Source organism: Polynucleobacter sp. 15G-AUS-farblos (genome assembly GCF_018882445.1).
Lineage (GTDB): Bacteria > Pseudomonadota > Gammaproteobacteria > Burkholderiales > Burkholderiaceae > Polynucleobacter.
In genome coordinates, this window is record NZ_JACVOM010000002.1 from 174,804 (window position 1) to 201,778 (window position 26,975).

At 46.1% G+C, this 26,975-nt stretch carries 30 protein-coding genes; 10 read left to right on the top strand and 20 right to left on the bottom strand.

Annotated elements, in window-relative coordinates; genetic code table 11:
* The first annotated feature begins 1 nt into the window (after position 1).
* On the top strand, positions 2 to 1,393 hold the full coding sequence (locus tag ICN41_RS04135) for an MATE family efflux transporter (protein ID WP_216291555.1): 1,392 nt from the start codon (positions 2 to 4) through the stop codon (positions 1,391 to 1,393).
* A 12-nt stretch (positions 1,394 to 1,405) separates the two neighbouring features.
* Here ICN41_RS04135 and ICN41_RS04140 read toward each other — a convergent pair whose 3' ends face one another.
* The 5 genes from ICN41_RS04140 to ICN41_RS04160 all read right to left on the bottom strand — a co-directional run bounded on the left by ICN41_RS04140 (position 1,406) and on the right by ICN41_RS04160 (position 4,259).
* Entirely contained in the window at positions 1,406 to 1,840 is a 435-nt protein-coding gene (locus ICN41_RS04140) for a glycine zipper family protein (protein ID WP_216291556.1), read from the bottom strand.
* An 82-nt stretch (positions 1,841 to 1,922) separates the two neighbouring features.
* Positions 1,923 to 2,402, bottom strand: a complete 480-nt coding sequence (locus tag ICN41_RS04145) for a hypothetical protein (RefSeq protein WP_216291557.1) — start codon at positions 2,400 to 2,402, stop codon at positions 1,923 to 1,925.
* 105 nt (positions 2,403 to 2,507) lie between these two features.
* The gene (locus ICN41_RS04150) at positions 2,508 to 3,503 is read right to left on the bottom strand and encodes a tripartite tricarboxylate transporter substrate binding protein (protein ID WP_255537892.1); all 996 of its coding nucleotides are present in this window, start codon (positions 3,501 to 3,503) and stop codon (positions 2,508 to 2,510) included.
* 37 nt (positions 3,504 to 3,540) lie between these two features.
* Positions 3,541 to 4,104, bottom strand: coding sequence for a disulfide bond formation protein B (locus ICN41_RS04155; RefSeq protein WP_216291559.1), 564 nt, complete (start codon positions 4,102 to 4,104; stop codon positions 3,541 to 3,543).
* Positions 4,101 to 4,259 carry a DUF5993 family protein gene (locus ICN41_RS04160; protein ID WP_216291560.1) on the bottom strand — a complete coding sequence of 53 codons (159 nt, stop codon included), beginning with the start codon at positions 4,257 to 4,259 and terminating at the stop codon, positions 4,101 to 4,103. Before ICN41_RS04160 ends, ICN41_RS04155 begins: the two co-directional genes overlap by 4 nt.
* 87 nt (positions 4,260 to 4,346) lie before the next feature.
* Between ICN41_RS04160 and ICN41_RS04165 the strand changes: the two genes are divergently transcribed.
* Positions 4,347 to 5,126 carry an enoyl-CoA hydratase/isomerase family protein gene (locus ICN41_RS04165; protein ID WP_216291561.1) on the top strand — a complete coding sequence of 260 codons (780 nt, stop codon included), beginning with the start codon at positions 4,347 to 4,349 and terminating at the stop codon, positions 5,124 to 5,126.
* On the opposite strand, the gene ICN41_RS04170 is transcribed toward ICN41_RS04165, so the two are convergent.
* The 9 genes from ICN41_RS04170 to ICN41_RS04210 form a co-directional block, all read right to left on the bottom strand.
* Positions 5,127 to 6,188: an alpha/beta fold hydrolase gene (locus ICN41_RS04170; protein ID WP_255537893.1), complete on the bottom strand. Its 1,062-nt coding sequence runs from the start codon at positions 6,186 to 6,188 to the stop codon at positions 5,127 to 5,129.
* 2 nt (positions 6,189 to 6,190) lie between these two features.
* Positions 6,191 to 6,883, bottom strand: a complete 693-nt coding sequence (locus tag ICN41_RS04175) for a fumarylacetoacetate hydrolase family protein (protein WP_216291562.1) — start codon at positions 6,881 to 6,883, stop codon at positions 6,191 to 6,193.
* A gap of 35 nt (positions 6,884 to 6,918) precedes the next feature.
* Positions 6,919 to 7,200 carry a SemiSWEET transporter gene (locus ICN41_RS04180; protein WP_216291563.1) on the bottom strand — a complete coding sequence of 94 codons (282 nt, stop codon included), beginning with the start codon at positions 7,198 to 7,200 and terminating at the stop codon, positions 6,919 to 6,921.
* A 111-nt stretch (positions 7,201 to 7,311) separates the two neighbouring features.
* Positions 7,312 to 7,704 (bottom strand): cytochrome c5 family protein, encoded by a 393-nt coding sequence (locus ICN41_RS04185; RefSeq protein WP_216291564.1) that lies wholly within the window; start codon positions 7,702 to 7,704, stop codon positions 7,312 to 7,314.
* A gap of 49 nt (positions 7,705 to 7,753) precedes the next feature.
* Complete coding sequence (locus ICN41_RS04190; RefSeq protein WP_216291565.1) at positions 7,754 to 8,122, bottom strand: Rap1a/Tai family immunity protein; 369 nt, start codon at positions 8,120 to 8,122, stop codon at positions 7,754 to 7,756.
* Positions 8,123 to 8,140: 18 nt separating this feature from the next.
* Positions 8,141 to 9,286, bottom strand: a complete 1,146-nt coding sequence (locus tag ICN41_RS04195; protein ID WP_216291566.1) for a DUF3300 domain-containing protein — start codon at positions 9,284 to 9,286, stop codon at positions 8,141 to 8,143.
* Positions 9,287 to 9,327: 41 nt separating this feature from the next.
* A complete protein-coding gene (locus ICN41_RS04200) occupies positions 9,328 to 9,948 on the bottom strand; it encodes a hypothetical protein (RefSeq protein WP_216291567.1) in 621 nt (206 codons plus the stop codon).
* Positions 9,945 to 11,216: an exo-alpha-sialidase gene (locus ICN41_RS04205; RefSeq protein WP_216291568.1), complete on the bottom strand. Its 1,272-nt coding sequence runs from the start codon at positions 11,214 to 11,216 to the stop codon at positions 9,945 to 9,947. Before ICN41_RS04205 ends, ICN41_RS04200 begins: the two co-directional genes overlap by 4 nt.
* Complete coding sequence (locus tag ICN41_RS04210) at positions 11,213 to 12,937, bottom strand: glycosyltransferase family 39 protein (RefSeq protein WP_216291569.1); 1,725 nt, start codon at positions 12,935 to 12,937, stop codon at positions 11,213 to 11,215. The genes ICN41_RS04205 and ICN41_RS04210 overlap by 4 nt, the downstream gene beginning before the upstream one ends.
* A gap of 180 nt (positions 12,938 to 13,117) precedes the next feature.
* Here ICN41_RS04210 and ICN41_RS04215 point away from each other — a divergent pair, with 180 nt between their 5' ends.
* The 4 genes from ICN41_RS04215 to ICN41_RS04230 all read left to right on the top strand — a co-directional run bounded on the left by ICN41_RS04215 (position 13,118) and on the right by ICN41_RS04230 (position 16,026).
* Entirely contained in the window at positions 13,118 to 13,450 is a 333-nt protein-coding gene (locus ICN41_RS04215; RefSeq protein WP_216291570.1) for a c-type cytochrome, read from the top strand.
* 13 nt (positions 13,451 to 13,463) lie between these two features.
* The gene (locus ICN41_RS04220; RefSeq protein ID WP_216291571.1) at positions 13,464 to 14,738 is read left to right on the top strand and encodes an NAD(P)/FAD-dependent oxidoreductase; all 1,275 of its coding nucleotides are present in this window, start codon (positions 13,464 to 13,466) and stop codon (positions 14,736 to 14,738) included.
* A 107-nt stretch (positions 14,739 to 14,845) separates the two neighbouring features.
* Positions 14,846 to 15,304, top strand: coding sequence for a phosphate-starvation-inducible protein PsiE (locus ICN41_RS04225; protein ID WP_216291572.1), 459 nt, complete (start codon positions 14,846 to 14,848; stop codon positions 15,302 to 15,304).
* A gap of 17 nt (positions 15,305 to 15,321) precedes the next feature.
* A complete protein-coding gene (locus tag ICN41_RS04230; protein ID WP_216291573.1) occupies positions 15,322 to 16,026 on the top strand; it encodes a pirin family protein in 705 nt (234 codons plus the stop codon).
* 11 nt (positions 16,027 to 16,037) lie between these two features.
* Here the strand turns inward: ICN41_RS04230 and ICN41_RS04235 are convergent, their stop codons facing one another.
* Genes ICN41_RS04235 through ICN41_RS04250 form a run of 4 tightly spaced genes read right to left on the bottom strand, consistent with a single transcriptional unit; the run spans position 16,038 to position 19,761 of the window.
* Positions 16,038 to 17,009: a tripartite tricarboxylate transporter substrate binding protein gene (locus ICN41_RS04235; protein WP_216291574.1), complete on the bottom strand. Its 972-nt coding sequence runs from the start codon at positions 17,007 to 17,009 to the stop codon at positions 16,038 to 16,040.
* An 18-nt stretch (positions 17,010 to 17,027) separates the two neighbouring features.
* Positions 17,028 to 18,086: an Ldh family oxidoreductase gene (locus ICN41_RS04240; RefSeq protein ID WP_216862291.1), complete on the bottom strand. Its 1,059-nt coding sequence runs from the start codon at positions 18,084 to 18,086 to the stop codon at positions 17,028 to 17,030.
* 6 nt (positions 18,087 to 18,092) lie between these two features.
* The gene (locus tag ICN41_RS04245; protein WP_216291575.1) at positions 18,093 to 18,842 is read right to left on the bottom strand and encodes a GntR family transcriptional regulator; all 750 of its coding nucleotides are present in this window, start codon (positions 18,840 to 18,842) and stop codon (positions 18,093 to 18,095) included.
* Positions 18,829 to 19,761 carry an SMP-30/gluconolactonase/LRE family protein gene (locus tag ICN41_RS04250; protein WP_255537894.1) on the bottom strand — a complete coding sequence of 311 codons (933 nt, stop codon included), beginning with the start codon at positions 19,759 to 19,761 and terminating at the stop codon, positions 18,829 to 18,831. The genes ICN41_RS04245 and ICN41_RS04250 overlap by 14 nt, the downstream gene beginning before the upstream one ends.
* A 138-nt stretch (positions 19,762 to 19,899) precedes the next feature.
* On the opposite strand from ICN41_RS04250, the gene ICN41_RS04255 reads away from it, so the two are divergent.
* Complete coding sequence (locus tag ICN41_RS04255) at positions 19,900 to 20,838, top strand: 3-hydroxyacyl-CoA dehydrogenase NAD-binding domain-containing protein (protein WP_216291576.1); 939 nt, start codon at positions 19,900 to 19,902, stop codon at positions 20,836 to 20,838.
* Here the strand turns inward: ICN41_RS04255 and ICN41_RS04260 are convergent.
* Positions 20,825 to 21,970: a mandelate racemase/muconate lactonizing enzyme family protein gene (locus ICN41_RS04260; RefSeq protein ID WP_216291577.1), complete on the bottom strand. Its 1,146-nt coding sequence runs from the start codon at positions 21,968 to 21,970 to the stop codon at positions 20,825 to 20,827. The genes ICN41_RS04255 and ICN41_RS04260 overlap by 14 nt on opposite strands.
* A gap of 164 nt (positions 21,971 to 22,134) precedes the next feature.
* On the opposite strand from ICN41_RS04260, the gene ICN41_RS04265 reads away from it, so the two are divergent.
* Genes ICN41_RS04265 through ICN41_RS04275 form a run of 3 tightly spaced genes read left to right on the top strand, consistent with a single transcriptional unit; the run spans position 22,135 to position 25,031 of the window.
* Positions 22,135 to 23,682, top strand: coding sequence for a UxaA family hydrolase (locus tag ICN41_RS04265; protein WP_216291578.1), 1,548 nt, complete (start codon positions 22,135 to 22,137; stop codon positions 23,680 to 23,682).
* Positions 23,683 to 23,742: 60 nt separating this feature from the next.
* Positions 23,743 to 24,714 (top strand): DnaJ C-terminal domain-containing protein, encoded by a 972-nt coding sequence (locus ICN41_RS04270; RefSeq protein ID WP_216291579.1) that lies wholly within the window; start codon positions 23,743 to 23,745, stop codon positions 24,712 to 24,714.
* Between the two features lie 5 nt (positions 24,715 to 24,719).
* On the top strand, positions 24,720 to 25,031 hold the full coding sequence (locus ICN41_RS04275) for a chaperone modulator CbpM (protein ID WP_216291580.1): 312 nt from the start codon (positions 24,720 to 24,722) through the stop codon (positions 25,029 to 25,031).
* A gap of 6 nt (positions 25,032 to 25,037) precedes the next feature.
* Here ICN41_RS04275 and ICN41_RS04280 read toward each other — a convergent pair whose 3' ends face one another.
* Complete coding sequence (locus ICN41_RS04280; RefSeq protein WP_216291581.1) at positions 25,038 to 26,969, bottom strand: ATP-binding cassette domain-containing protein; 1,932 nt, start codon at positions 26,967 to 26,969, stop codon at positions 25,038 to 25,040.
* Between the last annotated feature and the right edge of the window lie 6 nt (positions 26,970 to 26,975).

Sequence of the window (26,975 nt, forward strand, 5' to 3'; positions counted from 1 at the left end):
CGTGCTGCACTTTAAATTATCGCGCTTGCGCGAGGATATTCCTGCCCTACTAAAATTAGCCGGTCCACTACTGGTAGGTCAATTGGCTGTCATTGCCTTTGGCGTACTAGATACTGCGATGACCGCACGCTACTCCGCAGAAGATCTGGCTGCACTGGCTATGGCCTCTGCAATCTTTATCAGCATCTATGTTGGCTTGACTGGAGTAATCTCTGCATTAGCCCCGATTGCTGGCCAACTCTTTGGCGCAAAACGCTTTGATGAAATTGGTGAAGAAGTGCGTCAGGCCACTTGGCTAGCTTTAGGGCTCGCTATCGTCGGTTGCGCAGTACTCATGAACGCAGATCATCTGCTAGCGATCTCACACCTTAGCGCTGACATCGAGGGTAAAGCGAGGTTATATCTCAACATCCTAGCGATTGGTCTGCCAGCGAGTATGGGAATGCGCGTACTAATGGCGTTACACAATGCGGTATCCAGACCAGCCGTTATTACGATTGTGCAACTTATTGGTTTGGGATTAAAGCTACCACTCAATCTGCTCTTTATCTATGGCGGCTTGGGCATAGAGGGCATGGGTGGTCCAGGCTGCGCTGTCGCTACCGCCATCATCAGCTGGTTCTGGCTCATCAGCACGCTGAGCTTTGTTGTGTTTGATCGCTTTTATCAACCTTTCAAAATTTTCAGTCGCTTTAGCCCTCCCAATTGGCATCGTATTTGGACCTTACTGAAGCTAGGCACCCCTATAGGCTTTAGTTATTTAATAGAGGTCACCTCATTTACCTTCATGTCTTTATTTATTGCGCGCCTAGGAACAACCGCTTTAGCAGGGCATCAGATCATTGCGAATATGGGCACCGTCATTTATATGGTGCCGCTTTCTTTATCCATCGCTACGATGACTTTAGTATCTCAATCGATTGGCGCAAATAAACCTGAACGCGCCGAAGAAATTGGTTGGTCTTCTGTCTTTTTTACGACTGTTCTTTGTATTGCAATTGGCATTGGTGTTTGGGTCATGCGAATGCCTTTATTAGATCTTTATGATCCACCTAATGCAGTTAAGGTATTTTCCATACCCCTCTTTTTATTCATCGCCTTTTATCAAGTATTTGATGCACTACAAGTGACTGCGGCATTTATTCTGCGTGCTTATCGTGTAGCCTTTTGGCCTATGGTGATTTATGCCGGCTCACTCTGGGGTGTTGGCCTAGGTGGAGGTTATCTATTGGGATTTGATGTCTTAGGTAACACGCCGGCCTTTTTACAGGGCGCCAATGGCTTTTGGGCCGCCAATAGCATCAGTCTCGGACTAGCTGCCTGCCTACTGCTTTATCTATTTAGAAAAACGGCGGCGCGCTTTGAAAAAACGCATCCGCCGCTTGAGGTCTAGAGAACTTCTCTCTTAACGATAGCTTGGTACTTGATTGCCTTTAGAGTACATGCACTGTTGATAAGCAATGTTGTATTGTGCTTGGGCTTGATTTTGTTTGCCAGAAGAATTCATGGCGCCCATCGCAGCTCCGCCTAACAGTCCAACACCAGCACCGGTACCGACGTTGGCATGATTACCGCCTTGAATCACAGCACCAGCAACTGCACCTAGTGCTGCGCCAACTGCAGCACTGGTTGCACCCTCCTTCAGGGCAGCACTACTAGTATCTCTCACAGAATTTGCAGCAAAGTTACGACAAAACAAATCCTCCTGCTGAAATAGGTCAAACGGCTTGCCTTCGCGCGGCATGACTGCAACTGTTGGGCCTGTTGGTGCAGAGACACAAGCCGTCAAAGAGGCCACTAAAACCAAACTCAGTGTTGTCAATAATGTAAATCGTTTCATCTCATACCTTTAAATAATTTTTTCAATACCCAATTGCATAACGCCTATCTATCACCCTATTTTAATTGCCTATTGTCTTTTGCTAAGGCGCTCGTCTGAGAGGTGGTACTCCACTAGTGGGTGGCGCAGCAGCTTGTGTTTGCCAACCTGTAGGGCACTCTTGCGCATAAGGAAAATATTTACCACTTGCTTCACAGTAATACCAAACTGGTGCTTGCGGCTGAGAAGCTAAAACCATGGGTTGTGGTGGTGTGACATAAGCAACTACCGGAGGCGCATAAGCTACTGGCGGTGCGTAGTAAGCCGGAGGAGGAAAGCCATAATATCCAGCGCCAGCCCAATTACCGCGCCACCCGCCTCCATAGCCATAGCCATAGCCGCGACCCCAGCCTGGACCATATGCAGCTGGACGCCAGCCACCGCCATAACCATATCCGTTGGCATAACCCCCGCCAACACTGACATTCCAGGCAACATTACCTGCGTTAGCAGCCAAGGGGCTCAAGCTGAGCAAGCCCGCTAATGCAATCCCTAAAGCCAGGTATAGATAATTCATTTTCATAGTCGACCCCTCTGATTGGTCTCTTGGCCTGTCCTCAAAACAGATTTCTGGCCTCTTCCTTCTATAACGCCCCAGACTGAAGCAAGCTGACACAATTTACAGAATTTATTGATCTAATTTTGCGCCAGATTTGATGACAACTCTAGCCCATTTATTGGACTCAGCAGCAATCAGCTTTGAGAGATCCTGAGGGCTGCCAGGTGCTGGATCAAGACCGCCAGCCAATAACTTAGCCTTAACTTCAGGATTAGTAAGGGCTTGGCGCGTTAATCGATTCAGGCGCATCTGAATGCTTGACGGTAATTGTGCGGGTGCCATCAAAGAGAACCAAGAGATGGCTTCAAAACCAGGCAAGCCCTGCTCGGCCATAGTCGGGATTTCTGGAGCTGCAGGAGAACGCTTGAGGGAGGTCACACCCAAAGCCTGCACTTCACCCGCTTTAATTAAAGGCAGTGATGAAGATAAGTTATCAAACAACATGGTGATACGCCCACTCACTAAATCGGGCAAAGATTGTGCGCGACCTTTGTAGGGAATATGACGGATTTGCACACCTGTCATTTCTTTAAAGAGCTCACCCGACATATGAAGCGATGTGCCAACCCCAGAAGATCCGAAGGTTAATTGATTGGGTTTACTTTTTGCCAGGTCAATCAACTCACTCAAGTTAGTGATACCCAATTGCTTATTCACAATCAATACATTCGGGGTGCTAGCCAAAAAACTAATGGGCGTGAAATCCTTCACCGGATCAAATGGCAGTTTGTCATACAGAGCGCCATTGATAGCATGTATACCGACAGTACCGATAAGCAAGGTGTAACCATCTGCTTCACTTTTAGCCACCACATCTGCGCCGATATTGCCACCGACTCCAGGGCGATTCTCCACCAGCACAGGAACACCTAGTGATTTTTGCCAATACTCTGCCAGTACGCGCGCCAGAATATCGGGTGCACCACCGGGAGTAAAGGTAACAATAATCCGAATAGCCTGTTTAGGCCATACAGTCTCTGCAGATACTGGGTTGACGGAGATAGCTAAAACTACAAGAGTGGCAAAGAGCTGCTTGAATACTCTCACTACTTTAAAAAATTGCATCATGAATTTAAGTTAAAACGCAGTTGGATTGCAGCACTTAAAAACCAAACTTGCCACGCAACCATATCCAACCTGTATAGACTACTGGATCATCTGGACAAGGACCAAGGCCACACTCGAGCAAAGTAGAAAGTAGATTAGCCAAGACCAAGAAAATAAATAAGATAACAACCGTATTGGCAAACCAAGAACGTGATCGAACGTCACGATTGGGTAGCATCAATAAAATTGCTTGTCCTGCTAGGAGGCCTATATACCCAACGAAGGCCCAGGTATAAAAATGGAGTTCTAAAAATGTAGCGCCAAACCCCTTATCGCCAGGCAAGATATGCAAGAAAATTTGCCGTAAGGAAACCGTCATCCCCACTAAACCACCGATGATTCCCCAACCATAATGAGCCGAATGTGCACCACAGCGAATATTGAGAACCAAAGCAAAACCAATAATCACAAATCCCATGCGCTGCATCAGACAGAGCGGGCAAGGCAGTTCGCCAAAATAGAGTTGGTCTACAAAAGCGTAGGCAAGAACGCCAACCACCGCTAGTAAGGCAAGCTGATTACCTAGTGCCGCAAGTGAGGGGAAGGAATGCTTGCTCACAGGCTGAGATTCAAATGATCAGTTGCATGGAAGCGGAACCAAACCATCAAGGTGACTACCGTAATCGCTAGCAAAATCAAGCCCGCAAAGCGCTTCTCAAACCAGACTAAGATCAGTCCGATCAAGGCTGTCAGAAAAGGCAAGAACATATACATACATGAATTTTATCGCAGGATCTCTTGGCTACAGGCGAATTGGCTAATTACACAGTTTTCTGCAGGTCTTTTGTTTAGAATGCCTGCATGAGCACAAAATCGACTCCACCCTGCTTAGACTTGATGATTGATGGGAATATTGCACGGATTACCTTTAATAATCCTGCTGCCCGCAATGCCATGACTTGGCCCATGTATGAAGAGCTGAAAAGTATTTGTGATGAACTAGCTCAGAATCCAGAAATTCGGGTGGTCATTTTTAGGGGTGCTGGTGACAAAGCATTTGTTTCAGGTAGCGACATTGAACAATTTGTCAGCCTGAAAAAAGATGAGGCTTATGAGAAAGCAGTCGACCAAATTTTTGTTTCACTTCAAGAGTTACCCATGCCCACCATTGCGGTGATCGAAGGTTTAGCAGTTGGAAGTGGACTGTTGATGGCAACGGCTTGCGATTTTCGTATCTCCACTCCAGAGGCGCGCTTTGGTATTCCTGTAGCAAAGACTTTAGGCAACTGTCTCTCACCAAGCAATCTCAATTGGATCTGTGCTCACCTTGGTATTCCGATGGTGAAAAAAATGTTACTGACTGCTGAGTTAGTAAAGGCGCCTGAATTATTAGCATCTGGCTTTCTGTACCAGACAGTTGATGCATCTGAAATTACTGAAGCCGCAAACGCCTTGGCGACGAAGATGGCGGTACTCGCACCTATCACCCAAAAGTCGAGCAAGCTGGGAATTGCACGCCTATTACGTCACAACCTCCCAGATTGCACCGATCTCATGCGCGAGACCTATAACAGCCAAGACTTCCGAGAAGGCGTCAATGCATTTCTGGAAGGACGTCCACCGAAGTGGACGGGCCGGTAATTAGTTCTTAGCGTTTAAGAATTCCACTACTGTTTTAACAAAGACGTCAGGCACCTCAATGTGAGGAATATGGCCTACATTGTCTAGCGGCACCAGCTTAGCATTCGGAATAGCAGCTTGGGCCTTACGACCTAACTCTGGAAAGTTGCCCAAAGACTTTACCGCCTCTGGAGGTGCGAAGCGACGGCCAAATACGGTACGATCCTTTTGCCCAATGACCAATAAGACTGGCATCTTTAACTGCGGCAAATCATTGACGACTGGTTTTTCAGCAATCATTTGATAAGTCAGAACAGAAGTTCTTGCATAGGCTGGGTAATCAGGTCCTTTTTGTATACGTACGTAGACTTCAACAAACTGCTCGAATGTAGGCTGCCAGACCGGAAAGTAGCTCTTCAGAAAATTACGGTAGCTCATTTCTGTTTGCGCCATTTCTAGCTTTAACAAAGTATCGTTCTGTTGTGGCGGAACATCCTTGCTGTAATCTTCAAGTCCAAGTGGGTTTTCTAAAACTAACTTTTGAACGGTTTTGGGATATAAACGTGAAAAACGAATACCTACCATTCCACCCATGGAATTTGCGATCACGGAAACCTGATTGATCTTTAATGACTTCAACAATGCCTGGGTATTGGCAGCCAAATCATCAAAGTGATAAGCCACATCCGGCTTAGATGACTTACCAAAGCCTACTTGGTCAGGTGCAATCACACGGTAACCCGCCTGAGTTAAACCGGCAATCGTTGGTGCCCAATAATCGCTTGAAAAGTTCTTGCCATGAAATAGCACTACTGCCCCTTTTTGCTTACCAACCGCCGGCACATCCATATACATCATGCTCGCAGGCTGCCCTTGCAGGCTGGTCTTAAATTCTTTAACTGGATAAGGATAAGGCCAGGTACTTAAGCGTAAATCCAAAGGTGCTGCATTGGCATATAAGCTAGCCGGTGCAGGGCTTGCGCTTACCTTTGCTGGAGGGACATTTTCAGTAGTAGCACAAGCTACTAAAAGTACAGGAACTGCGATTGCTAAGACAAGGGTTTTGTGTAAAGAATTCATCATGATTAAACAATCTTGGTTTTTAAATTAACTAAGCCCTCAACACTACCCTCGAGGACATCCCCTTTTTTCACGGGACCTACGCCTGCAGGCGTACCGGAATAAATCAAATCACCTGCCTCAAGCGTAAATAAGGTTGAGAGGTAGGCAATCGTATCGGGAACGTTCCAAATCAACTGATTGAGATCACCCTCTTGGCGAACTTCTCCATTGACTAATAATTTCACAGAACCCTTGCTAGGATGCCCGCATTTACTAACCGGTGTGATTTCACCGCAAGGTGCGGATTGATCAAAAGCTTTACCAGTATCCCAAGGCCGCCCCATCTTTTTAGCCTCACCCTGCAAATCACGGCGAGTCATATCCAAACCTACCCCATAACCATAGACATGCTCGAGTGCTTTATCAGCTGGAATATTTGCGCCACCCTTACCAATAGCTACCACCATTTCAATCTCATGATGCACATCATTTGAAAGTTGGGGATAGGCCATATCCTTGCCGTCAGTCACAATCGAATTTGCGGGCTTCATAAAGAAAAATGGTGGCTCACGATCAGGGTCATGTCCCATCTCACGCGCATGATCCGCATAGTTACGACCCACACAATAAATACGGTTTACAGCAAAGCGTCGGGTGTCACCTGTAACAGGCAATGAAGTAACTACTGGTGGCTCAATAACAAATGAAGAACTCATGACTAACCTTTCTGGTGAATGCAATAGGATGAAGTTTATTTCTGGTCTTTGGAAGTATGACGCAATTTCAATATCAAGATGCTAAGCGCTAAAGCAAAAGTAATTGCATTAGCCAGAATGAGGGGCCACTTTTCAATAATGAGCCCATAAATCAGCCACAGACCCACTCCAACAGTAAATAAAGAGTACATCCCCAAGGAAACCCCTGAAAGGTTACGAGTACGCCAAGAGTGGATAGCCTGAGGCAAAAAGGCGACCGTGGTTAAAAATGCAGCGCAATATCCAATGATCTCGATTTCATGGGCCTGAAGGTTCATCTAGCCATTGTAATTAGCTACACTTCCCAATTTCAGCTAAGCGGATCAAGCGTGAACTGACGATGTGGGATAAGGTGATCAAAGACGCCAACATCAAAGCAGATTAAGTATTTATTTCTTATTTAATCCCGCTTTGCGGGCTTCTATTTCTTTATTAATAGCGACCACGGTCTTGGCATCGGGCGCAGTCCATTTGCCGCCAGAGTTATTCACTATATAAACTAGGGCGTCTGCAAAGCCTTCGACTGATAAATTGGGACTGCCACCTTTGGCTGGCATCGCTCTTACGCCAACATATCCATGCGCAGTCAAAATGACTTGCCCTTCAGCAATCAAGGGCGCCCACTTTGCTTTGTCACCCAACTTGGGGGCATTCAACACTCCTGCACCATGGCAACTAGCACAGACTTGTTTATAAGTACTCTCACCCGATTGCGCATAAGCAAGTGATGAAAAAGCGAATATTGTTGCGGCAAATGTGAGGACTTTAGTCTTGAGCATCATGATTTCATTCCATAAAAAAGATATATCACCCTATTACTCTATCACTCTATCACTTACAGGGATAGCTGTGCATAAAGAACCGGATGAGCGTCTTAGCAGCACGCTCTTGATTAAATTGGGGGTTAGCGCGATTCCATTTCAAGAACTCTTGCAAAATCATTTCGCGAGTACTGCCCTGCTTTGAAAAACAAATAGCAGGCTTTGCATTAGGCGAACGATTGGCGAGATAAGCTTGGTAGACACCCTCGCCAAAACCAAAACAAAAGTTCTGGGCATCTTGATCCTGCTGGTTTTGACACAACTCGACTAAAGCTGCAGTGGAAGCATCATTCGCTGGCATATTAGGCTGCGCGAGCGCTAGTTGCTGACAAAAACAATAGCCGACCAAAAATAATGAGATCTTTTTTAATGTATTCATTTGAATGCTTTCAATAGATTAACGTCTAAACCCGCCCATATGACCGCCACCAAATCCGCCGCCGCCACCGAAGCCTCCGCCAGCTCGGCCTCCTCCAAAACGATCTTGGTTAGCATCAAAACGGGCTTGTTCACGGAAGGCATTTTCTTGCGCAGCCTCACGATAGGCATTTGGGTTCGCTCGATCTTGTTGATACGCGTTGCGCGATTCCTGATTCAGGCGATCAGCCTGTGCTCGCTCTTGCGGGCTAGCATCTCTCTGAAAAGTATTATCAGCTCTTTGCGCAGTGTTCCTAAGGTCCTGACGATCTTGAGGTGTGGCATTACTCCGCCAATCATTAAGCAGTCTTTGCTGGTTCTGAACATTGCTCGGGCCGATTAAGCCACGTGAAGGATTGTTGGCGTTGTTCACGTTAATCGTGCCATCAGACCAAGCTGGTGTTGCCCAGAATGCGTCGCCCACAGCTAGACCTAAACCAAATCCCATTGCGCCCCATGCTGGGTTATAGGCAGGATATGGTGGATAGTCTGGATAAGGCCATGCGCCATAAACCATCGTTGGGTTATAAGTCGGGACATACACTGTCTGGGCATTGCTCGGCCCAATCAAAATATTGCCAGCAGCATCGGTAGTCACCGTCATCTGCGGAGATGTCTTTAGGGTGCCAGCTTGGATTGCGCGCTTTCTGAGGGACTGCACCGCCTTGAGCGTATCCGCGGGTTGTAGCTTATAGGCATTACCGAGGTTCTGAGTCCATTGCAACTTCGAACCCATCATATTGAATGCCTGCGGAAATGAGATCAATGATTTAACACTGTCATTCCATGACTGCGCCTTCAGTGCATTTTGCAAATCGACTCCCTGGATTGCCGCATTACTTGCTCTCCAGTTGTAAGCTTCTGCAATTTCTAATGGGTATGTAGAGGCCAAGAGCATTAAAGATAATAAAGAGTCGGGATACAAGGCGATCGGAGAAACTAAAGACTCCAATTGGGCATTTGTGAGCGTCTGCGGAGCACCACTATACGAAGCACTTTGCATATAGGTCGGTGGGTAAGCGTATTGCGAATACGGTTTGTAGTTATTGCTACAAGAAACTACACCCAAAAGAAGAGAGCAGCCTACGAGACTAATTCGCACTTGCTTTCTCATTCTCATTTTCATAAATACTCCAAGATCTTCTATCGCTAATTACAAGAAATGTCTTAACCCGGTCTAAACAAATAACCTGATCGGGCTTTGTCGCGACGCTTTCGATACACCACATGAATACAGGAGATTAGCGCCCATAAGCACAACAACGGATCTAAGACGTAATCCCAAAGATTCGTCGATTCATGCCAATGCCCTGCCCAAGCCACTATTGCAATTGCAATAATCCAAACCCCTTTAGTCCATCCCAATAAGCCGCACACCAAAGCAAACGTAGTAATCGCAATCAATAAGCCTAAAGAGCCATAGCCCCAGACATAGGGATCCAACATTCCAAGACCTAAGGCCAAGGGATAGAAAAGAATGGCAATGATCGAAAGCGCAATACGAAACGCAAGAGGCACAGGACGACTTGGAAGCAAGACTGAGCTCCAAAGCAAGAGAGTCAAGACCACACTCAGATCGCCAGTCACTCCGCGAACATATGCCACCAAGGGAAGTTCAAGCGATAAGCCAATTGGCCAGAAGAAGGGATTAGTCAAAAGCAATACCGAGAACCATTTGATTGGCATTGCCAATGGCTTGCTCATCATTGTTTGCACTAGCCAGACAATGACAACTGCGCAAGTGATAGATAGCTCTACTAAGGCAAAAGTTTGCATCCACTGCATCATGGTTGCACCTCTTTAGTTTGAGACTCTGGAACTGGGGCAGATGAAACCGGCAATTGCTTATAAGCGCGTGTTAGCCACGCTGATGAAAAATGCATATGACGAATCTTTTTTCGATTCCACGTGTAAACAAGATGCGCATCCTGACCATCGGTACTCACAAGATAAGGATATGAGAACTCTTTGCGTTGATCATTAGGCAAAGCCTCATCATCTTCAAGCACCTGAATTACCTGCCACTGATCGGATTGCGGCTGCTTCATGAGCATGACAAGACGATGGCGCCCCACCTCAATATTATTCAGTACCAATAAACGAATGCCATTCTTTAAAGTTAAGCCAGCAAGTGCTGAATTTGGATTGGCAATCGGGAGATCTTCAGACGGCTGCCAGGATTGTCCGGCATCCTGCGTCAGACTGACCGGTATATTTTTTGGGAGCCCTGAACTTCGGGTTTGTCGAAAGAGTGCTGCAGCAGCTTGTGGATCATTCACGAATATCACGGGCTGGATTGCGCTGCGTCCAGAACTCATTCTGCGCTTATCAATAACTTGATTTCCCTCCACCCTCAAGAACTCACCAAATCGTCCAATCCACTCATGGTAAGCAGGCAAACCTAGACGGCCATCACTAAAGTGCAAAGCGGGTGACTTCACCAAGGTACTTAAGTTCAATAATGGCGAGCTGATCAAACGTTGTGGGCGACTCCAAGTAAGACCCTCATCATCTGAAATCAGCGTAGAAATCGAACTGCCTGCCCAACCCCCAATAGAAACCGTAACAAAAAATAATTGCAGCCGACCATCAGCCATTCTGCTGGGAACAGGATTACCCAACTTGGCAATGTAGCGTTGTAATCCCTTTTCGGCGCCCACTCGATCAATGACAACCGTAGGCGCAGTCCATAATCCAGAATGCGGATCAAATACTGCACTATTAATGACTACATCAGGCGCACCCTCCCGACTACCAGCAAACCAAAATGCCCGAAGAGCGCCATCATTTAGTGCAATCAGCGAAGCAGCATGCACTGAAGGAGCGCCAGTGTCTGGCAACCAAGTAGCGCGTGGATTAGCCACAGTAGGCTGACTAATTACTTTATTTTGTGCTTGCTTAGTCGTCGACGTCATTGCAGGCGCTTGCTCGACTTGCTCTTCAAGTGCAACTACAGGTTCTGTTACAAATGGCGCCCACGTGGGTCGACTATCTAAATGCAAAAAACCAAGCACGGAGGCGAGCAATAAAAAGCAAAGTGCAATCACACGACTCATCTACAAGCATCCTTTGCTGACAACATGGCTGCAGAGCTCACAACTGGTGTTGCAATAAGATATTCATTCACAAAGAGATATTGCCCAAAGTGGCCTTTTAACATTTCTATAATTTCTTCATTCGAGTGTCGCGCCCGCATTTCCATTCTGCGACCAATAATCTGACAGGAATCACATAATTCTGGCTTTATACCTAATGGAGTTTGTACCAATACCAAAGAATAGCTGCTAGTTAATTTGCTAAGCTCCCCCGCCTCTGATGCCAAGTATCCATGCAAACGGCTCGATGGCAAAAGTAAGCGAAACTCCTCATCTTTAGCGCGGTAGTCACAAGGCACCCATAGATCCTTATCCTGGACTTGAGCAATGACTTCTGGCGTAAAGCGGCCCAGCCTACCCTCCAAAGGCGACAAACTGCTAGCCAATCCGAGATAGGTCAAAAAGCAAGCGGCAAGGGCAATCGTTTTGGTGTCCTCTTTTTTAAATATGCCAAAGATCACCAAACCCAGACTGATGAGCATAAATGCCCAATGTCCATAGGAATAAGTCCATATACCTACATCGCCTTGAAAAGTCGATTGCTGTAATTGACTGCCAATCCAAATCAAGGCAGAAAAAACAATGGCCTGAAGTATTAAAGCGACTCGGAAACCCCACATTGGTAAACGCTGCCAATGCAAAGCAATCAATGCAGCAAAAGCAGGCATGACAGGCAAAAGATAGCGACCAGATCGTTGACTAGGCAAACTGAACACAATGAAAAATGCCAACACGAGTAGCAGTAATAAACTTTCTTCGAATGACAAGAAGCGCCGTTCACGCCAGCATTGAATCAGTGTCGACAAGAGTACTAGAGTAAATAAACCAGCATTGGCAAGTGAGGTCAGCATCAACATCCAAATACTGTCACCCCCACTCAGCAAGTCCACTAGATAGTTGCTCGTACGCGCATCAAACTTACCTGCATTCTCACCAAGTACAAACTCTTTCCACACATCAGCAGGATATGGGTCTAAAGCAAACCAAAGCGCAAAAACACCTAAGGCCAGAATGGCGATCAGGCAGACCTTATATAGGTCCAAGATCAGTGTTTTAGAAATACTCCAGTCACGCCATCGCCAGTAATACAAGCCCAGAGCAAAGCTGGCAGGCACAACGTAAGCAAAGGATTTAGCAAGCAGTGCTAATCCTAAAGATAGCCCTGCAAAGAGCGGAAAAATCATTTTGGAATTGAAGGCTGATTTGCCCCAATATAAGAGGGCCATAAACGGCAAGCTAATCCAAAAGACTTCAGGAGGGTCAGTTAAAAACGGACGCCCATAGCGATAGGTAGCAAAAAAGGAGAGCCATACCAAACTAGCTAACAAACCGGTTTTAGTATTGCCAGAAAAACGACGCACAGCCAAAAACAGACATAAAGCAGTCAAGCCGGTATAGAGCACACTGGGCCAACGTAAGTTAAATAGTGACCATTGTTCCGCCCAATCGCTACTAGCGATGCCTTGCCAGAAAATCAATGGGGGCTTGGTGTTCTTCAGCCCCTCCATTTCTGACTGAAGAGGCAGCCATTCCCCGGTTGTGGCTGTCATACGCACAATGTGCATATAGGGATATTCGTCACCATTTTTAGGTGCAAACCGACTATCTAGCGCGTAAAGGTAGGTAAATACACCTAAAAGGAGTATTAAGAGTCCTGAACGGTATGAAAATGGACCTCGCATAGCTCTAGTTTATAGGGCTTAGAAGCAAGCTGTGAAAAACCAAGGTCAGGTGCTTTTTCTCATGAGCTTATAAGAAATGAATCTGAGTCCATTCTCATTTCTCTCAAGTTCTTGTTTAAGATATGGCTAAGTGAATTTCACTGGCATTAAATACTGAAAAATAAAATGGAGATTGTTCCTATGCGAGTAAAACACCTTAAAACGGTACTAATAGCCTCGGCCATGATTGGTCTTGGGCACTGGAGCAGTTCTGCCCTTGCGCAAAACGCGGCTGCTAATGATCTTTACAAGCGAGGCTTAGCCGCTACTTGTGCCAACTGTCACGGTACCGATGGTAAAGGCGTATTGGATGGCGGCATGCCCCTCATCAATGGCCTCACTAGCGAACAAATGCTGGCCACGCTCAAGGCATATAAATCTGGTGCGCGCGAAGGCACCATCATGCCTCAACTAGCCAAAGGCTATACAGATGAGCAACTCGAAACTATCGCTAATCAGCTTGGCAAAAAATAATCAGGAGCCCTCTATGAATCGTCGACATTTTATTGGTCAAAGTGCTGCGGCACTTGGCCTTGTAACTGGTTTCTCAACCCAGGCTCAGGCTAATTTACAAAAAGCAGAAATACTGGTCATCGGTGGTGGATATGGTGGAGCTACTGTCGCTAAATATCTGCGACTGTTTTCCAACAACACAGCCAAAGTAACCTTAATCGAACCCAATGCTTCTTTCATTTCCTGCCCCATGTCTAACCTGGTGGTTGGGGGTTCACGCAAGCTGTCTGAAATCACAACTTCTTACGACAACCTCAGCAAGCGCCATGGAATCAAAATGATTCAAGATAGCGTTGTCAGTATGGATGCCGATAAGAAGACCGTCAAACTGGCATCCGGTAAGACACTACGCTATGACAAGGCTGTTGTTTCTCCAGGCGTTACCCTGATGATGAATACCGTTGAGGGTTTAGCGCAAGCCAATAAAGCGGGAGTTACCCTGCAGGCATGGAAAGCAGGAGCCGAGACAGTAGCTCTTCATAAACAAATTGCCTCCATGCGAGATGGCGGAACATTTGTTCTCAGCATTCCTGAAGCACCTTATCGCTGCCCTCCTGGCCCTTACGAGCGTGCATGCCAAGTGGCAAATTATCTGAAGCAAAACAAACCAAAATCAAAAGTATTGATTTTGGATGCCAACCAAGATGTCACATCAAAAGGCGCACTCTTTAAAAAGGTGTGGGCTGAGCAGTACGCCGGAATCATCGAGTACCTGCCAAAACATAATGTGACCGGGGTAGATGCGAAAACCAAAACAGTCAAACTAGAAGTCCAAGATGACATTAAAGGTGACGTGCTCAATATCTTGCCAGCAATGAGTGCAGGAGAAATTGCCGTTAAAACAGGTTTGGCAAACTCCAATGGTCGCTGGGTTAACGTGAACTTCATTAATTTTGAATCTACTGCACAAAAGGATATCCACGTTCTAGGTGACTCGATTCAGATTGCTCCGGCCATGCCTAAGTCTGGTCACATGGCTAACCAACACGCCAAAGTGGCTGCTGCCGCAATTGTGGCTGAGCTCAATGGCTGGGAAGTGAATCCTGCCCCCGTTCTCACCAATACTTGCTACAGCTTTGTAAATGACAAAGAAGTAGTTCACGTAGCAAGCGTGCATCAATACAGCGCTGCAGAAAAAACCTTTAAAACCGTTCCGGGGTCTGGTGGCCTATCTCCTGCCCCCTCAACTCTAGAAGGGGTTTATGCCTGGGGCTGGGCTCATAATATTTGGGCAGATAGCTTGGCTTGATCAAACTCAAGGTTCAGACAAAAAAGAGGCCTTCGCGCCTCTTTTTTGTTGCAATATAGCCAGAGAGAAATATACTGAGAAAAACCCTTAGACTTGCTGGAGACATCATGACATTGCCACCAACCACACCAAAAGACGCCTCAAAGATTGAAGCCATTGTTGAAAAGTGGACTGTACCTATCGGCAACCTCTTTGTCTCTCTTTTTCATCGTATCGCTTTATTTGGAATTGGGGCTGCTACCGTTTGGTCTGCAGCAGTTGCATTCATGGGGATGATGGCTAAGGGATCAGCTTCTATTGAAGATCTTTTATTGCTCTTCATATACCTCGAGATTGGCGCAATGGTGGGGATCTACTTTAAGACCAACCATATGCCGGTTCGCTTTTTGATCTATGTTGCCATTACCGCGGTAACACGTCTCATTATTGATCTTGTGAACACAAAGCATGAAGCAGATTTGCCAATTTTATATATGGGCTTGACCATCCTGATTCTTGCCCTAGCTAATGCAGTTGTTCGTTATGCCTCATCTAAGTACCCCAGTAAAGCGGGCGAAAACGAGTAATTTAAGCCCTATACATTATGCAATTTCTCAGAAAATCTCCAGAGCGAGGATATGCTGACCATGGTTGGCTCAAAAGCTTTCACTCTTTCTCTTTTGCTGGCTATCATGACCCCCGTTTTATGGGTTGGGGCAATCTTAGAGTCATTAATGAAGACCGCGTTGCTGCTGGCAAGGGCTTCGGTAAGCATGGTCATCGCAATATGGAGATTATCAGCTACGTCCTATCTGGTGAACTAGCTCACGAAGACAGCATCGGCAATATCAAAGGTATTCCACCCGGTGATGTTCAGCGCATGAGTGCCGGTACCGGCGTAGTGCATAGTGAGTTCAATCACGCAAAAGATCAAACGACCCACTTCTTACAAATTTGGATTGAACCAAATGAGCTTGAAGTACAGCCGAGTTACGAACAAAAAACAATTCCCTTAGAAAGTAAGCAAGGTAAATTATGTTTAGTCGCCTCCCCAAGCGGCCTGGATCATTCAGTCAAAATTCATGCTGATGCTAAGTTGTATGCTGGATTATTTGATGGTACGCAGACTGCAGAACTGACTCTTGACCCAAAGCGCAAAGCTTATGTTCATATGATTCGTGGTTCACTGACCGTCAATGGACAGGTGCTATCTGGAGGTGATGCCCTCTTTCTGGAGAATGAGAGCAATCTATCGATCAGCGAAGGAAAAGACGCTGAGGTCTTAGTTTTTGACCTCAGCGCATCATGAAAGCGACTAGATTAATCTAACTTAATCTTTGCTTTTTCAATTACTACTTTCCAGCGTGCAATATCCGAGTTATACAGGTCAGTAAATTGCTGTGTGTTCAGCGGAGCAATCTGCACGCCTGCTTTAACAAAGCGATCTTTCATTTCTGGTGTCTCTAAAATCTTTAAGATCGTGGTGTTGAGGGTTTGCACAATACTTGATGGTGTACCAGCAGGCACAAATACACCCTGCCATAAGGACATCTCATAACCCTTCACACCAGCCTCTTGAAGTGTCGCTAACTCTGGAGCACCACTAAAGCGAGTCTTACTAGTCACGGCTAGGGCGCGGGCTTTTTCACCCTTGTACAAAGGGAGACCAACAGGCATGCCAGCAAAGTAGAAGTCAATTTGACCACCAACTAAATCAGTTGCCGCCGGTGCACCGCCTTTATAGGGAATATGAATCGCTTGTAGACCAGTCGTAGCTAAAAATAATTCTCCAGCCATGTGATCAGAGTTACCAATGCCGGAAGAGCCAAAGCTCAACTTCCCTGGATCTGCTTTAAGCATCGCCATCAAATCAGCAACACTTTTTGCCTTGGAATTGTTACCCACAATCAAGATATGAGGAGTAGCAGCAACACCTACTACCGGCAATAAATCCTTCTGACCATTAAATGGCAGCTTAGGGTTTGCTGCAACATTAATGGCAAGGCCGTTTTGTGCAAACAAAATGGTGTAACCATCTGGAGCACTTTTAGCCACTGCATCAGCCGCCAAACTACCAGCTGCCCCACCTCTGTTTTCCACAATCACCGGTTGCTTGAGAGCGAGACTGAGATCATTCGCGATCATTCTGCCCACAATATCGGTAGAACTTCCTGGTGCATAACCAATCATCATCTTGATTGGCTTATCTGGATAGGCCTGTGCAGCTGACCCCAAGACAACTGGTAATACCACTACGCTTAAAGCAATGTTTTTTATTATTTTCTTAAACATATTGTCTCCTCCACAAATTTAAATACTTAATGATGCAATCCCACACTCTTTGGCACAGATATTTAAAGAATCCAATAACTCGGGAGTTAAAGGAATTCCTTGACGCATTCTTTCTGCCATTACTTTTGCAGCACCTTCTCCTGGTACGCGTATTTCTTTTACCCCAGGCAAAGTAGATGAACTCTTCAAGTCATCTACTAAAGCAATCACACGCTGAATAAATTCTTCTCGATCGCCAAATGCGCTAGGGTCTACAGCAATAATGGTTTGCCCAGTATTGGTAATCAAATCATGATGGGCATTAAAGTCAATAGTACCCTTACCTACTGCCGCATTGTTCAGTGCCCCAGCAAGTAGCCCAATCATGACCGCCAAGCCATATCCCTTATAGCCGCCGATGGGCAATAAAGAGCCTTCGCCCGATTTCTTGGGATCGGTAATGGGTTTACCCTGACGATCAATCATCCAATCATCAGGCATGGTTTCTCCTTTTTGCGCGGCTAGCTTCACCTTGCCATATGCTGCAACCGTAGTCGCAATATCAAGCAGGACCATGGGATGGTCGCCAGCAGGTACAGCAATCGCGATTGGGTTGGTAGATAAGAGTAAATCAATACCGCCCCAGGGAGCCATGTGATTGGCATTTCCAACCGCCATATAAATACCGATGTAACCTTGCTCGGCTAATTTACGGACATATACCGATGCCGCGCCAGAGTGATTGCCGTAATGGCTTCCCACCCAGCAGACGCTATGCTCTTTCACTTTCTGGATCGCGACTTCGACTGCCTTATTCATCACTAGATGACCTAAGCCATTGTCACCATTGATTAATGCCGTTGCACCCTTTTCACGCTCAATGTGAATATTCGGCTTGAGGTTTACACCGCCAGCGCGAATCCGCTTTAAATAAGCCGGCAAACGAAAAATGCCATGACCATCAGCACCAACCAAATCGGACTTCACCATCAGCTGCCCAATCAACTTGGCATCAGCTGCGGGCACTTGTACTGAGATCAGAGCCTGGGCAATGAAATTTTCAGCAGCGCTAATCGATAAGTATTGAAGATTACCCATCTGACCCTAAACCTCCGTACTCGATCTAAATTCCATACTATAGGTGTACTTGCCTTCAGGATGATAGGTTACCGTCACCTCAAAGAGTCGATCTTGATCATCAAAGTAACGCCGAATAATGACAAGACAAGGATCACCAGTCTTGAGTTTTAAGTGCTCGGCAATCCCCGGGGTGGCGCCCAAGGTATAGACATCTAACTCTGCGCGTGCAATCCTAGCACCATACTTTTTCTCGATCTGCTCAAAGACCATCACTTGAGGATGCTCAGGATCCGTAGTGAGCGAAGCAAACTGCGGCAGAATATAAATATCAGACCAGGCAATGATTTCTTCAGGGTCACGACGCTTACGTATACCGCCAATGTGATACCAAGAGGAACCTACTGGGCCGCCAATCATCGCACTTTGCGCTTGATCTAACTCAATGTACTCCTCTACCAAATTCTCTCTGTAGGTATCACGCGGATAACTCAAAATATCGACTGGAGAATTAAAGCTTTGAGTAAAGCGCCTTAATTTCTGTCTAGAAATAATCTGAGTTGGTGCACCTTGACGTCGAAAAATCAGACCATTTGTCTCGAGAATTTGCAAAGCATGACGCAAAGTATGGCGGCTTGCCTGAAAATTGTGACACAGGTCTGCCTCAGTAGGCAAGGCAGACCCCACCGGCCAATCGCCGTTATAAATGCGTTGCTCTAGCGTATTGGCTAAAGACTTGTATAACGGTAGGCGCTCAATCAATTTAGGACAATCCAAACATCTTCTTACCGGCAACTGGCAGACGTGCTTTTAAGATATCGCCTGATAAAGATTCCGTGATGTACAGATCTTTGCCATCCGGACCACCGAAACACATATTGGCCAAATGGTGATGATGTGGGTTATCTGAGTAGATCAAATGGGTTGGCAACATATTGCTATCAAATCTCCAGATACCAATTCCCAAATGGCATACCAACAAACCATTCTCAGAGTCCATCTCAATACCATCGGGACCAGCAACACCACCTGTCAATTGAATCGCAACGCCAGTTTTAGAAACTGAACCGTCAGCCATCAATGGCAATCTCCAGATTTGCTGTGAACGAGTAGCGGCAACGAATACATGCTTTTCTTGCGTATTCAAAGTAATGCCATTTGGACTTGGTACATTTAAAGCCAAACGATCTAGCTGACCATTTGCACGCAATCTAAATACACGACCAGTCGGATCTGCGATACCAGTTTGACCTTGATCAGTAAAATATAAATCGCCATTAGATGCGAAATGCAAATCATTGAGACCTTTAAAGTTCTCGCTATACATAGAACCTAAGACCGTTTCAATTTTTCCGGTTTTTGTATCTAAGGCAATCAAGCCCATTTTGTAGTCACAGATAAATGCGCGACCATCTTTATGGAACTTCAAACCATTAGGCCAGCCGTCGTATTGAGTGATGAGTTCCCAATCTCCTTTTGGTGAAATTCTGAAAATGCGGCCAAACGGAATATCGACAAACCATAAATTGCCCTCACGATCAAAAGAAGGCCCCTCCAAAAAGCACTCTACTTCTGCGCCTTGGCGGTTGGGATCGGACCAGCCGGTGCGAGATTTTTTCCTAAATTTATCTGGCATCGACATGAATACTTCAGCTTTGATTTTCTCAACAGGCTGGAAAGGGTTGTGCATCGTCATGAATGAAGGCTCCTATTAAAGTTATCCGTATAAGTTATTATTATTGTTCAACTATTAAACCACGATTAATGATAGTCTTAGGTAAATATTGATGTGCAATCTATAAATCGATTTTAACTTATTCGTATAGGTATAAAGATGAAGAACTACGTAGCCGTTATTGGTACCGGAATCATGGCTGCAGGTATTGCCGCAGGATTCATTGCTCAAAGTATTCCTGTTGTCATTTTGGGTAGATCAAAAGAAAAAGCAGATGCGTGCTTAGATAAAGCCCTCTTACTAGCAAACAAAATTGGCTTGGCAGACCCCAATACCCAAAAGGATGCATCCACCCTCAAGGCCGAACAATCAACCGACATCCTAGAAGACTGGTCTGACTGGGATCAGTGTTTATGGGTCATTGAAACCGTTGCAGAAAACCTTGCGCTCAAGCAACAGGTATTTCAATACTTAGATGGCGTAGTTCCGCCACAAATCCCGATTGGCAGCAATAGCTCTGGATTTCCAATTAGCAAAATTGCTGAAGGACTTAAAACAGCTGATCGTATGATGGGTGCTCACTACTTTATGCCTGCTGAGGTTGTGCCTTTAGTAGAAATTGTGATGGGACAAAAAACAAATCTGTCATATGCTCAGCAAGCTTGCGAGCTTTACAAAAGTATTAGCAAAAAACCGGTACTCGTTAAGAAAGATATTCCTGGCTTCTTGGCTAACCGCATTCAACATGCCCTGATGAGAGAGGCGCTCTCTTTGGTGCAAGAAGGAATTGCCACACCCGACGATATTGATGATGCTGTGAGATACAGCTTTGGCTTTCGCTATGCCGCCGTTGGGCCCATGACTCAAAAGGAAATTTCTGGGTGGGATGGCATGGCCAATGCCGCTCGAGAAATTTACCCCTCCCTCTCTAATACCTCCACGCTTCCTCCTAAAGTTGAGCAATTGATGAAAGAAGGTAAAACGGGAATGAAAGCTGGAGAAGGCTTTAGAAAGTGGACGCCTGAAGAAATCAGCAAGGTATCTGACTCTTACTCCAGAAGATTAAAAGCAGCCTTTGATGTTCTTAACATTGAATAAGCGAGTAGCCTTTGGCAAGCGCTTCTTTTACTCTGGACTCATTCGGCGCAATTCCAATGCCGCTGCCGGCCAATTGAGCAAAATCCAAGTGTCCCCGATTTGCTTTTAAGGCTTGGTCACAAATATCAAACTGCAAGTACTGATTTGACATGCTAAATCCCCATGGAACTTCACCGAGCGCAAAGCCAATGGCGGCGGTTGCAGCACCAGAGAGAGAAGTCTCAGCGATTTTGCATGCCAAATTGAGTTTGAGATTATTCGCGCTTAATACTTGTGCCGCCTCAAAACCCTGGAGAACACCTCCAGTCTTGATGAGCTTTAAGCTAGCCCCGTCAAACGCTTTAGCCACAATGAATTCTTCGATCTCAGACATGCCATGGATAGATTCATCTAAACCAATCGGAATGCGGGATTTTTGTTTTAGTAAAACAAAATCTTCTAAAGCTAAGTCAGCAGGAATCAACTGCTCTGCAAAACTTAATTTACTGACTTCGTCTGATTCGCAAAAACGAATGGCATCTTCCAAATTCAGAGCGCAGTTAGCATCCACTGAAATCACATCACCCGCTAGTAAATCGGATAGCATGGCAACCCTTTTGAGATCTTCGCCTAAAGATAGTGAACCTATCTTGATCTTCCAATGTTTAAAGCCTTGGGCTCGGTATTCCTTAGCATCTGCCACCTCTTTCTCAGGCGAGCCGCCAAGCATTCGTAGCAATGGAATGGGCTTGGGATCAGCCAGATGGGAGAGATTGTTTTCTGCGCGCAAGTATTTCCATAAAGGGATGGATGCTCTTTTGGTAAACAGATCTAATAAAGCCATCTCCACACAGGATTTAGCAGAGGCATTGCCATACAAAATGCTGGAAAAGTTATCAGCAAAATCTTGTGGGTCACCCCACTCGCAAGACTTGGCGCCCTCTACAAGATACTTCACGCTGCCCAAAAGACTGTCCAAGGTTTCACCGGTCATGAGTGGCGCCACCGAGGCCTCGCCCCAACCTGTTCGCCCCTCTTCATCCCTTAGGCAGAGAAGAACCGTTTTGGCATCTCGCACGAATTCTCGCGCCATCTTAATCGGCTCAATGAGCGGTATAGAGAGCGGATAGATGGTCGCTTGAGTAATTTTCATTGGTAGAACCTTACATGAGATTGAGTATTTTGACATTCCTTTTGCAAGAAGCCATTCTTCCGATATGCTAAGGAATATACGCGCCCTAATAAGGCCTTGAATTGCATTAAAACGAATAATGAGACGATTTACAAGAAACCAATTTACGTAACTGAAAGACTGACATGATCGAAACTACTGGAAAAAAATTAGCCGGCCCTATTATTCGCCTGCACCCGAACGACAATATTGTGGTGGCCCGCGTAGATGTTGGCATTGGTACTGAAGTACCGAGTGAGCACTTCACAAGCCGCAGTCAAGTTCCAGCAGGCTACAAAATTGCTACTAAGAAAATTCTTAAAGGCGAACCCATTCTGAAATACAACGTGACAGTGGGTTTTGCGAATGTCGATATTGAACCAGGCACCATGGTGCACAGTCACAACACTGAGTTTCGTGAATTCGATCGTGACTATGCTTATGCCAGCGAATATAAGCCTACGGATATGCTGCCAGAGTCTGAGCGCGCCACCTTTCAAGGTTATGTCCGTGCCAATGGCAAAGTAGGAACGCGTAATTTCATTGGTATCCTGTCAACCGTCAATTGTTCAGCAACGGTTGTCAATCGAATTGCCGATTGGTTTACGCCAGAACGCTTAAAAGATTATCCAAACGTGGATGGCGTTGTTGCATTCAGCCATGACATTGGTTGCGGCATGGAAATGAGTGGCGAGCCGATGCAATTACTCCGTCGCACCATGGCAGGTTATGCACGTCACCCAAATCTAGCAGCAGCACTCATTGTTGGTCTGGGTTGCGAACGTAATCAACTCAAAGGCTTAATGGAGCAAGAAGATCTGAAAGAAGGTCACAACCTCCACACCTTCATCATGCAAGAGTCAGGCGGTACCCGTAAGACTATCGAAGCAGGTATCGAAGCTGTAAAAGCATTACTGCCCGAGGCTAATAAAGTAAGGCGTGAGACGGTATCAGCGAGTCACCTCACCGTTGGTTTGCAATGCGGTGGTTCAGATGGTTTCTCTTCCATTACCGCAAACCCAGCATTAGGTGCAGCAATCGATATTTTGTCGCGCCATGGCGGTACGGGTATTTTGTCCGAGACGCCAGAGATCTATGGTGTTGAGCATACCCTCACTCGCAGAGCAGCGAACCAAGCCATTGGTGAGAAATTGATTCAACGCATCCGCTGGTGGAAAGATGAATACTCAGTAGGTAGAGATGTGCAGATCAACGGCAAAGTCAGCCCGGGCAATCAAATTGGTGGCCTAGCCAACATCTTTGAAAAATCGCTAGGCTCCTCCATGAAGGGAGGCACAGGTCCTTTGATGGAAGTCTATAAATATGCTGAGCCTGTCACTGCTAAAGGCTTCGTCTTTATGGATACCCCAGGATTTGACCCGGTCTCGGCTACCGGTCAAATTGCAGGTGGCGCCAACCTAGTCGCATTTACTACTGGCCGTGGATCCATGTTTGGCTCTAAGCCAGCGCCATGCATCAAATTAGCCACTAATACCCCAATGTATGAGCGCTTGACCGAAGATATGGATATCAATTGCGGTGAAATCCTCGATGGTACCGTCTCTGTTCAAGAAATGGGCCAGCGCATTTTTGAGCTTTTTTTACGCACCGCCTCTGGAGAGCCATCCAAAAGCGAGCTCCTTGGCCTGGGCGATTATGAATTTGTTCCATGGCAAATCGGCGTAATGAGCTAATAGGACGGTAGAATTAATCCTTGAAGTTCAAACGAGACTTAATCGAAATTTATAAGACTTATGAAATTTAGGGATTACTACGAAACCTTGGGGGTAGCGCGTTCCGCTACCGAGGCTGAGATCAAATCAGCCTACCGAAAATTAGCTCGCAAATATCACCCGGATGTGAATAAAGAGTCTGGGGCTGAAGAGCAGTTCAAAGCGATTGGTGAGGCATACGCAGTTCTCAAAGATACTGAGAAGCGAGCTGCCTATGATCGCTTTGGCGAAAACTGGAAAAATGGTCAAGACTTTACCCCGCCTCCAAATTGGAATGAGGGTTTTGAGTACGCTGATGGTGGTGGCCATGGTGGCTATGGCGGCGGCTTTGATGGTGATCAAAGTGAATTCTTTGAATCTCTTTTTGGCAGAGGCCGACATCGTCAAGGTGGACGTGGTGGCAATGCCCGTCAAGGCATGAACTTTAAGGGCCAAGATCATCACGCCAAAATCTTGATTGATTTAGCAGATGCCTACAACGGTGCTAAACGTACCATTGCATTACACATGCCTACTCAAGATGCGCAAGGTCACGTCAGCACGCAAGAGCGGAAGTTAGATGTCAGCATTCCAAAAGGAATTAAAGCCGGACAAAATCTACGTCTCTCTGGTCAGGGTGGTCCCGGCATGGGCGAAGGCGGCCCCGGCGATCTCTATTTAGAAATTGACTTTCATCCAAGTGCTATCTATCGTGTAGAAGGCAAAGATGTTTATGTTGATATCCCTTTGGCACCATGGGAAGCGGCGCTGGGCACTACGGTTAATGTACCTACCCCTGCGGGATCAACTTTGGAACTCAAAATTCCAGCGGGCACTGTAGCCGGTCGCAAGATGCGACTCAAAGGTAAAGGTATTCCAAGTGCTGAAGCTGGTGATCTTTATGTAATTCCAACCATCGCATTACCGCCTGCTCAAACAGACGCAGAAAAAGAAGCGTATCAACAATTTGAGAAGGCTTTTGATTTCAACCCAAGAACACACTTGAAGGGATGATGAAGATGACACAAACTAATATCACCTGGATTGAAGGTAGCGTTGTAGAAAATGAAGTGCATATGAGCATTGTGGAACTATCCCATGCTTCACGCACTCCTGAAGATCTCATCATGTCATGGGTATCTGAAGGCGTACTGAGCCCAACAGGATCATCACCACAAGATTGGCGTTTTAGTGGAGACTCGCTACGTAGAGCAAAGACTGCGGCTCACCTGACACATGATCTTGAACTCAATGTTCCAGGCGTTGCCTTGGCAATAGATCTCTTAGAAGAAATCGCCCAACTGCGCGCCCGTCTACAGATTGGTAATTAAAAACGCTTAAGACTCGGAGCGGCTTAAGAGCTGCTCCCAGCGCTGCAGTTTTTGATCCAGTTGTTCTGTAATTTCCGTTAATCTGGCCTGCATACTAGCAGCCAACTCAGGTTCATTTTTATACAAATCAGGGTTGCTCATAGCAATCCCAATTTCAGCCTGCTCCGTTTCAAGCTCCTCAATCTGCAGTGGCAGCGCCTCTAACTCCTGACGCTCCTTACCATTGAGTTTTTGTACTCCACTCTTTGCAGCCTTCACTTCTGGCTTCACTTCAACCTTAGCTTCAGTTTTAGCCTCGGCTTTAGGTGAAGTTTTTTCAGAGCTACTTGCATTAGCTGCACGAATCTTGTCTGAGCGGGCTTTCTGGATCTTCCAATCCTCATAACCCCCTTCATACTCTCGCCAAAATCCATCGCCTTCATTGGCAATAATGCTGGTGACGACGTTGTCCAAGAAGTAGCGGTCATGACTGACTAAGAAGACGGTGCCTTTGTAATCCTGCAGTAATTGCTCAAGTAGATCTAAGGTGTCAATATCCAAGTCGTTTGTTGGCTCATCCAATACCAAGACATTTGCCGGTCTTGCAAAAAGGCGTGCTAACAATAAACGATTGCGCTCACCGCCGGATAAGGTGCTTACTGGAGAGTTTGTTCTTTCAGGTGCAAATAAAAAATCACTTAAGTAGCTCTTCACGTGCTTTTTATTGCCATTGATTTCAATCCATTCACTACCTGGGCTAATGTAATCTTCTAATGAAGCATTGAGATCAAGGCCTTCGCGCATTTGATCAAAATAAGCCACTTCAATTCGGGTACCCATCGTCGCGGTACCGGAGTCTGGTGCGATGGTTCCTAAAATCAGTTTTAACAAGGTTGTTTTACCAGCGCCGTTAGGGCCAAGTAAACCGACCTTATCTCCACGCAAAATGGTTGCCGTGAAGTCTTGCACAATCGGGCGATCGTATGACTTAGAAACATTTTGTAAGTCGGCAACAATCTTGCCACTGCGATCACCAGCAGAGACTGCCAGCTTCACCTGACCAATGGCATCTCTACGTTGCGCACGACTGGCGCGGAGATTTTCTAGGCGAGCTATACGGGCCACGCTTCTGGTGCGGCGGGCTTCTACCCCTTTACGTATCCATACCTCTTCTTGTGCCAGCAATTTATCTGCTCTTGCATTTGCCAAAGATTCTGAATTGAGTTCTTGATCCTTAAGAACTTCATACGCAGAAAAGTTTCCAGGGTAAGAGCGCAAAATACCGCGATCTAACTCCACAATCTGAGTACAAACGTTATCCAAGAAGGCGCGATCATGGGTAATCAAGATGACGGAGCCTTGATATTCTTTGAGAAGCTCTTCTAACCAAGCGATCGAATCTAAATCTAAGTGATTGGTAGGCTCATCTAATAACAGTACATCAGGCATTTCCACTAAAGCGCGGGCTAATGCCACTCGCTTTTTAGTACCCCCTGATAAGGTATTAATTTTGACATCGGCTTCTAAATGCAAACGATCGAGTGTTTCATAAACGCGTTGCTCCCAATTCCAGCCACTGAGAGCTTCAAGCTGAGACTGCACTTCATCTAGACGATGATGGGAAGCGTCATCCCATTCGCCAACACTTAAGGCCTCATACTCCTCACGCAAAGCCTTAGCTTGCGCCACCCCTTTCGAGACGGCATCAAAAACAGTTTCCTCAGCTTCAAAAATAGGCTCTTGTGGCACATACGCTATCCGCAATCCTTGCTGATATTGCAATAGCCCATCATCCATTTTTTCAATGCCGGCCAGGATCTTTAATAAGGAAGATTTGCCAGTGCCATTACGGCCAATTAAGCCAACACGTTCACCAGATTCCAGTGAAAAAGCGGTGTTAGCGAGGAGGTCAACGTGGCCAAAAGCCAGTTTTGCATCAGTAAGTACGATTAAAGCCATGGCGAC